Consider the following 8,220-nt stretch of genomic DNA (forward strand, 5'->3'; position numbering starts at 1 on the left):
ATCACCTCAGGAACTTCCGTCGGACCTTCATAGCGTGGACGATCACCGGCGTGCCGTCCGCGGCGTGAGCGACGCCGATCTCTAGGAGCGCACCCGACGATCCGAGCCCACGAGCATCACGAGACCATCGTCCAAGTGCCACGCGTCGATCGCGTTCCGATTAGGCGTGGCGGATGTCCTCATCCTGGACGCCGTGCTTCCTGGCGGCCGGAGCGATCACCGGCTCCGGCTTCACCATGACAAGGTACCTTGCCGGCCGACGGATCGCAAGTTACCTTGTCAACAAAGGAAGCCCACGTCGCGAATTTCGTGTCCGTTCCGGAGGATTCCAGATTCCGGTAGTAAAGGTTTGTTCCCAGCCTTTACTTCATTTCCGGCCAAGTATAGGCTAGGATTTGAGTAAGGTTACCGACTAGTCTTTACTAAGACCTGGAGTTGATAAAAGATGCGTGGCACCCTGCGACGGGCGATGTGGCGCTACGATCCTGCGCTGTATGCGCCGCCGCGCTACCGACGCGCCTGCCGCTATGACGCCTTCATCCCCGAGCCCATTTCCGAGCTGTCGGTGTCGTTGTCCGGCGAGCTGGCCGCTGTAGTCTCCGACGCCGAAGCGGCGATCGCGCGGCTGAACGCGGGCGCGGAGCCTGCACTTGCGCCGCTCGCGCGGCTGCTGCTTCGAACCGAGTCGATCGCCTCCTCCAAGGTGGAGGGCATGCAGGTCGACGCCAGAACCCTCGCGCGCGCCGAGGTCGCCCACGAGACCGGCAGGAGCATCGGCGCAGATGCGGCGGAGATCATCGCGAACATCGACGCGATGCAGTTCGCTGTGGAAGACGCCGCCTCACGACTCATCACCGAAAAGGAGATCCTAGCGATCCACCGCGTGTTGACGGCGCGCACCCCAAGAGCCGATCAAGCGGGCAAGCTGCGCAGGGTGCAGAACTGGATCGGCGGCAACAACTACAACCCCTGCGGGGCTGGCTCCGTTCCGCCGCCACCCGAAGAGGTACGGCGTCTAATCCGCGACCTATGCACCTTCAGCGAGCGGGACGATCTGCCGCCACTGGTGCAGGCAGGCATCGCCCACGCCCAGTTCGAAACGATCTATCCATTCGAAGACGGCAACGGCCGCACGGGACGCGCACTCGTCCAAGTGATCCTGCGCGGCCGGAGGCTCGCCACCCAGTACGTGCCTCCCATCAGCGTCATCTTCGCGCGCACCAAACGCCACTATATCGAGGGTCTGGAGATGTTCCGCGCCGACGATGTCGCGGGATGGCTGGAGATCTTCGCCACCGCCGCGGTGCGAGCCACCAAGCTCGCGTTCGGCTACACGGAAGCCGTCACCCGACTGCAACAGGACTGGCGGGAGCGGCTGATGGAACACTCCGCGCCCCGATCCGATGCGGCGGCATGGTCGATCATCGACGTGCTTCCCGCCCATCCCGTCATCACGGTCGCCGTGGCGGCCGCGGCGACGGGCAGGACCAAGCCGGCGGTCAACAACGCCGTGGCCGAACTCGCCGACGCGGGAGTCCTGCGTCCCGTATCGAACTCCAAGCGCAATCGGGCATGGGAAGCACTCGGCCTTCTCGACCTTATCGTGGAGGTCGAAACAGGGAGACACGTCTAGTCCCTCGCGGCCCGCACGAATCACAACCGAGCCGCCTGGCTTGGTCTAGTCGTGGAAGCTGCCCATGTCCGGGCGGCGAAACAGCTAGATTCAGCCTTGCCCTGAATACCACTTGAAGGAACAATGCAACACGACTCGGTCTGGACGACGTCTTGAGGAGCGAGGCGCGCCCAGCGAGGGCAAGGGGGATGCGATGGAGGTCGACGTCGCGGAACGGGGCCGCACGGCCGGCGTTCGGACGTTCCTGATCGCCGACGTCCGCGGCTACACCCGCTTCACCCGCGAGCACGGCGACGCTCAGGCCGCACGCCTGGCGAAGAGGTTCGCGGACCTAGCTCGCGACGCGGTTGAGGCGCGGGGTGGCCTCGTGATCGAGCTTCGAGGGGACGAGGCTCTCGCCGTCTTCACGTCGACACTACAAGCCCTCCGTGCAGCCCTCGAGTTCCAAGCGACGTGTGAGGAAGAAGCCAGCGTAGATCCCACGCTTCCGTTGACCGTCGGGATCGGCATCGACGTGGGCGAGGCGATCCCGGTCGAAGACGGATTCCGGGGTGCGGCGCTCAATACCGCGGCCCGCTTGTGCTCGCGAGCGGTCGCCGGACAAGTCCTCGTTACCCGGGCCGTGGCCGACTCGGTGTCCGACGGCGGCGACATCCGCTTCCACGGACTCGGCGCTGCGGAGCTCAAGGGGTTCGAAGCGGCCGTCGACGTGATCGAGGCGCAGCTTGCCCGGCCGCCAGAACTCCGCGCGCCGGCGCCGCAAACTGAGACGAGCGAGCCGGCGGCCGCGTTGCCGGCGGAGCTCGACGTCCTCACGCCCCTCGTCGATCGCGAGCATGAGATGCATTGGCTGCGCGGCACTTGGCGCCAGGCGCGACGAGGACGGGGTCGCGTCGTCTTCGTCTCCGGACCGTCCCAGATCGGCAAGACGCGGTTGGCCGCCGAGATCGCCTCGCAGATCGCCCGCGACGGCGGTCGCGTTCGCTACGCGGGCGCCGGCGGAACTGCGGCGGCGCTGGCGCAGGCGGCGGTGCGCGGGTTGGCGGAGGCGATCCATCCGATCGTGGTGGTGCTGGACGACCTCGACGTCGCGGGCGAAGACGCCGCGAACACGCTCGGCCGGGCGTACGATCGCATCCTCTCGAGGCCGGCCTTGGTCATCGGCATCGTGAAGGACGCCGAAGCCAGACCGGAGCTCGCGGCGGTGATCGAGCAGGCGGACCGCTTCGGCGACGGACACGTCCGGCTGTCGCCGCTCGATCTCAAGGGCGTCGAAGGCATCACCCGTTTGTACGTGGGCGACCAGGTTCGGGACGCTCCCCTCGAATCGATGGCGCGGGCGTCGGGAGGCGTGCCCGGACGCGTCCACGAGGTGGTCGGTGAGTGGGCGCGCGACGAGGCCGGCAGGCGTCTCGCTGCGGCCGCCGAGTGGCTGGTCGAGGGACGTGGCCGTCGATCCGCTGACCTCGACTTCGCCAACAACATCATCGAGCTAAGGCTCGGCAGGCTCTACACAGCGGAGGCCGACCGCGCGGCCAAGAGCGAGTGCCCGTACAAGGGCCTCGCTTCCTTCGAGGAGACCGACGCTGCTTACTTCTTCGGCAGGGAGCGGCTGGTCGGCGAGCTCGCCGCGCGAACCGTCGGGGTTGGACTTCTCGGTGTCCTCGGCGCCTCGGGCAGCGGCAAGTCGTCCGTGGTCGCCGCCGGGCTCCTCCCGTCGCTCCGCGCGGGACTCCTTCCCGGAAGTGAACGCTGGGAACGCATCATCTTGCGGCCGGGCGAGCATCCGATGGCGGAGCTCGCCCGAGCCGTCGGGACGATTGCGCCGACGGACTCGGCCGAGAACGCAATCGAGGCAGCGCTCGAGCGGCTCGGGCCGGACGGACGGCTCGTCGTCGCCGTCGATCAGTTCGAGGAGGTGTTCACGCTCTGCTCCGAGTTCGCCGAGCGGGACGCGTTCATCGAAACGATCACCAAAGCAGCGACGCGGTCGCCCGAACGAGTTGTGTTCGCATTGACGATCCGCGAAGACTTCTACGGCCGCTGCGCCTCGTACCCCGAACTCGACGAACTCCTCGGAGCGAACCACGTGATCGTGCCGCCGATGTCGGGCGACGATCTCCGCCGCGCGATCGAGCTGCCGGCGCGGCGAGTGCGGCTCCGGGTCGAGTCTGCGTTGGTCGATGCGCTTGTAGCGGAGATCGTCGAGCAGCCCGGCGGGCTGCCGCTGCTTTCGGCGGCACTCGTGGAACTCTGGCAGGCTCGCGAAGACGGATGGCTCAGGATGGAAGCCTACGAACGTACGGGAGGCGTTCGAGGCGCCGTCGCCCGGCTCGCCGAGGCCTCCTATCAGCAACTGACCGATGCGAAACGCCCCGTGGCGCGCCGCATCATGCTCCGGCTGTCCGGCGTCGGGGACGGCAACCTGCTGACGCGCCGGCGGGTACCGATCTCAGAATTCGACATCGACAAAGACACCGATTCGGCAGAAGTCATCGCCCGATTCACGAGGGATCGCTTGCTAACAGCTAGCGACTCGACAGTGGAGGTCGCTCACGAGGCCCTCCTCCGCGAATGGCCGCGCCTCCGTGGATGGCTGGAGGAGGACGTGCAGGGTCACCAGCTGCACCAGCACCTCACCCACGCCGCCAAGCAATGGGCGACGGCAGGACGCGATCCTTCGGAGGTCTATCGAGGAGCGCGGCTCTCGGCCGCCCTCGACTGGGCGGATCCGCGGGGCGCAGACCTCAACGAGCTGGAGCGGGACTTCCTCGCGGAAAGCCGGCAGGCGAGCGAGCGGGAAGCGGAACGGCAGCGACGAACGAACCGCCGCCTGAGAGGTCTTCTCGCTGGGACCGCGATCTTTCTCGTCATCGCCCTCGTCGCGGGCGGCCTCGCTCTCGTTCAGCGGGGGCATGCCCGGCGAGAGGCTCGCGTTGCGTCGGCGCGCGAGCTGGCGTCCGCGTCGGTTGCGAATCTCACCGTCGATCCCGAGCGCAGCATCCTGCTCGCCCTCGAGGCCGTAAACGCAACGTGGGAGACCGATCGCATCGCCGCGCCGGAAGCGGAAGAAGCTCTTCACCGGGCGCTTCGCGAGTCCCGGCTCCTGCTCAGCGTCCCGCAAGGCAGCGGGCTGGCTGTCAGCGCCGATGGCCGCCGGATCGCGACAACGGGAGACGACCAGGCGACGGTCTGGGACGCGCAGACCGGCGCGCGTCTCTTGACCCTCAGCGGACATCAAGGAGCCGTCAACGGGGTTGCGTTCAGCCCCGATGCGTCCCGCCTGGCCACCGGCGGATCGGACCGGACGGTGCGGCTGTGGGACGCGGCGACCGGGAGACAGATTCGGGTTCTACAAGGCCACACGGATGTCGTCCTGAGCCCCACGTTCAGCCCGAACGGTCGGCTGCTGGCGACGTCCAGTGCCGACCGGACCGTCCGGCTGTGGGCTGTCGCGTCGGGCAGGCAACTGCGGGTGTTGAGACGTTCGCCAGACGAGGCGTTCCTCTCCCAGGCCACTCTCCTCGCTCCCGCATTCAGCCCCGACGGGACGAAGCTCACGAGCGGCGGCTGGTTCAGCGCCCCCATCTGGGACGTAGCCACCGGGAAGATCACGACGCTCCTCACCGACACGGCGATCGTGTCCGCGATCGCAGCGGTGGCCTTCAGCCCCGACGGTGATCGCGTTGCGATGGGGATCTACAAGGGGACCGCCCGGATCTGGGACGTGAAGACAGGCACGCCCCTGACGACCTTCCCCGGGCACCACGGTGGAGTGCTCGCCGTCGCTTTCAGCCGCGACGGTAGCCGCTTAGTCACAGCAGCGGAGGACGCCATCGCGCGCGTCTGGGATACGGCGACCGGGGAACAGGTGCTGACGTTCGCCGGTCACCGCGTCGCGATCCGGCAGGCGGTGTTCAGCCCCGATGGGACCCGGTTGCTGACGGCCAGTGCCGGCGAGACCCGCGTCTGGGCCATCAGCGCGACCGGTGGGCGCGACTGGCTGACGGTTCCCGGCCCCCGCCTTCGCCTAGGCGGCGTCGCGTTTAGTCCCGACGGGTCGACGTTCGCGGTGCCGCGCCAGCAAAGCGGAGTCACGATCTGGGACGCGAACACGGGAGCAGCCGTTCGCACCATCGAAGGCCATGGGGCGTGGATCAGCGCCCTCGCCTTCAGCCCCGACGGCAAACGGCTGGCCGGCGTGGGCGGAAGCGGAGACGGAGACGGTCGGGCCAACCTCTCCGTCCCCATATGGGACGTCTCGACCGGGCGCCTTGTCGCCACGCTGACCGGACACCGTGATGGCACTGAGACCTTCGGGGTTGTCGCACTGGCGTTCAGTCCGGACGGCCGTCGCCTGGCGACGGCGGGATCGGATGGCATCATCCGCCTTTGGGATGCCTCGAGCGGCACGAAACAGGGCGAGTTCAACGTCGGAAGTCCGCCGTTTGCGCTCGCTTTCAGTCCCGATGGCCGCTCAATCGTGTCCGGCCAGGACGGCGACACGATCCTCCAGATCTGGGACGCGAACACGCTGAAGCTTCGCGGAAAGCTCAGCGGCCACGCCGACATCGTTCAGGATGTGGCGTTCGGGCGCGGCGGGATGCTGGTCACGGCCAGCTGGGACGGAACGGCGAAGATCTGGGACTTCCCGTCGCGACGGGAGCTCGCGACGCTGCGAGGACATCGCGGCCCGGTGCTTGGCGTGTCGGTGAGCCCCGACGCAACGCTCGTCGCGACAGGAAGCGTCGACGGCACCGCGAAACTCTGGAATGCCAAGACGGGACGGGAGATGCTGACGCTCTTCGGTCACAGCCGCGGCGTGCAGAACGTGGCTTTCAGCCGGGACGGCAAACTTCTCGCGACGCAGAGCGGCGACGGCACCGTCGCGCTCCACCTGCTTCCGATCGACGAGCTCCGCAGACTGGCTCGCGATCGAGTCACTCGCGGGCTCACTGACGCGGAGTGCAGGCAATACCTGCACGTGCCAAGTTGCAGGGCCCGGAGTTAGCGGTATTGCTAGGGCTCGCTTCGGGCCAGACTGTGGAGCGGCCTCGAATACGCGTCCCCATTTCGTCCCCGTAAGAGGGAGAAAGAACCGGCACCACTGAGATAAACTCGCAGCAACGAGAAGCGCGAGATCGCAGGTCGCGGGCCCTCTCGACCCGAAGTCGCTGGTAGCGCGATCGGCGCCGGAGACGTTCGGGACGTGGAGGCCGGGGGTTCAAATCCCCCCTTCCCGACAGTTGCGATGTGACGAGGCATCGTGGACACCTGTGTCAGGGCATCGTAGACGGCTTCTTCCTGCGTGGTCCAAGCTTCCTGCCTTTGGGTGAATACTTGCGTCCGGTGGCTTGGTAGTTCTTGTCGGGGTCAAGGGTCAGCCCGCGCAGGTGCTCGCCGCCCGGACCCAGGACCCGCACGTCCAAGCCCGCACGGAGGATGATGACGCGCTTGCCGTGGTGCTCGCGTCCCACGCCGATGTGGTGGAGCTTGGACTTGTAGCGCAGCGTCACCTTGCCGCCGGGATCGATGACGTCGTGGCGGATACGCGTGTCGATACCCACGGAGATCTTCGGTCCGTCTGGACGAGCCTTGTCTCGCGCGTCGTAAGCAGCATGCGGGGTCATGCGGCCCCGTGCGCGGTGTGGACGCACGTCGTTGTAGTAAGCGATGAAGCGATCCACCTGGCGTTGCAGCTCCGCGATCGACGCCGGCGGCTCTTGCTTGGCGAGGTAGCCTTTCAGCGTCTGGTGGAAGCGCTCGACCTTGCCGCAGGTCTGGGGATGATAGGGCCGGGAGTGCTTGAACACGATCCCACGAGCTAGCAGCTCCGATTCCAATGCCGCGCGTCCGCCCCTATGCGCAGCGGTGTAGATACAGCCGTTGTCGGTCAAAAGCGCGGCCGGATACCCCCATTTCTGTGCGGCGTGGCTGAACTCCGATAGTGCGATGCGCGCGGTCGTCGTGCGGTGGACGCGGCTCGCAAGACAGAGTCGGGAGTGATCGTCGATGAAGTTGATGATCTCCACCTCAGTTTCATCAGCTAGGCGCCAGTGCGTGACGTCGGATTGCCAGCACTCGTTGGGGAGGCTGGCCTCGAAGCGGATGAAGCTCGAGCGCGGGCGCTTGCGAGGCTGGGGCGTGACGAAGCCTCGCCGGACAAGGATGCGGTGGATCGTTCTCGCCGAAGGCACCAGACCGTCTTGGCGGCTCAGGTGGTAGTGGATCGTTTGCGCCCCATCGTCGAAGCCTTGGTCGGCCAGCTGCTTGCGCAGCGCCACGATCCGATCCTCGACCTCCGCCGGGGTGCGATTGGCGATCCGCTCGGCGGCCTTAGGTCGGGCTCTGATGGCCTGTTCGCCGCCGGCCCGGTAGCGAGCGAGGATCTTGCCGACCCAGGACTTGGAGACCCCGTAAGCGGCCGCCACCTCGCGGTAGCTGCGTCCCTCGAGCTGCACGGCCTGGACGATGTAGCTCGCAAGATCCACCGGACACCCCCGTGATAGGAGGTGTCCACCATGGCCCGACACATCATCGCGGCGGGCTGTCCACTATCCGCTGTCTTCACACACCCCCTTCCCGAC

At 67.1% G+C, this 8,220-nt stretch carries 3 protein-coding genes; 2 read left to right on the forward strand and 1 reads right to left on the reverse strand.

Annotated elements, in window-relative coordinates:
- Nucleotides 1-445: 445 nt before the first annotated feature.
- Together WEB06_03780 and WEB06_03785 are read left to right on the forward strand one after the other, a co-directional pair.
- Nucleotides 446-1,633 carry a Fic family protein gene (locus WEB06_03780; GenBank protein ID MEX2554735.1) on the forward strand — a complete coding sequence of 396 codons (1,188 nt, stop codon included), beginning with the start codon at nucleotides 446-448 and terminating at the stop codon, nucleotides 1,631-1,633.
- A gap of 193 nt (nucleotides 1,634-1,826) precedes the next feature.
- Nucleotides 1,827-6,644: an AAA family ATPase gene (locus WEB06_03785; GenBank protein MEX2554736.1), complete on the forward strand. Its 4,818-nt coding sequence runs from the start codon at nucleotides 1,827-1,829 to the stop codon at nucleotides 6,642-6,644.
- A gap of 268 nt (nucleotides 6,645-6,912) precedes the next feature.
- On the opposite strand, the gene WEB06_03790 is transcribed toward WEB06_03785, so the two are convergent.
- Complete coding sequence (locus WEB06_03790; protein MEX2554737.1) at nucleotides 6,913-8,124, reverse strand: IS481 family transposase; 1,212 nt, start codon at nucleotides 8,122-8,124, stop codon at nucleotides 6,913-6,915.
- Between the last annotated feature and the right edge of the window lie 96 nt (nucleotides 8,125-8,220).

The sequence above is a fragment of the Actinomycetota bacterium genome (assembly GCA_040905475.1).
GTDB lineage: Bacteria > Actinomycetota > AC-67 > AC-67 > AC-67 > DATFGK01.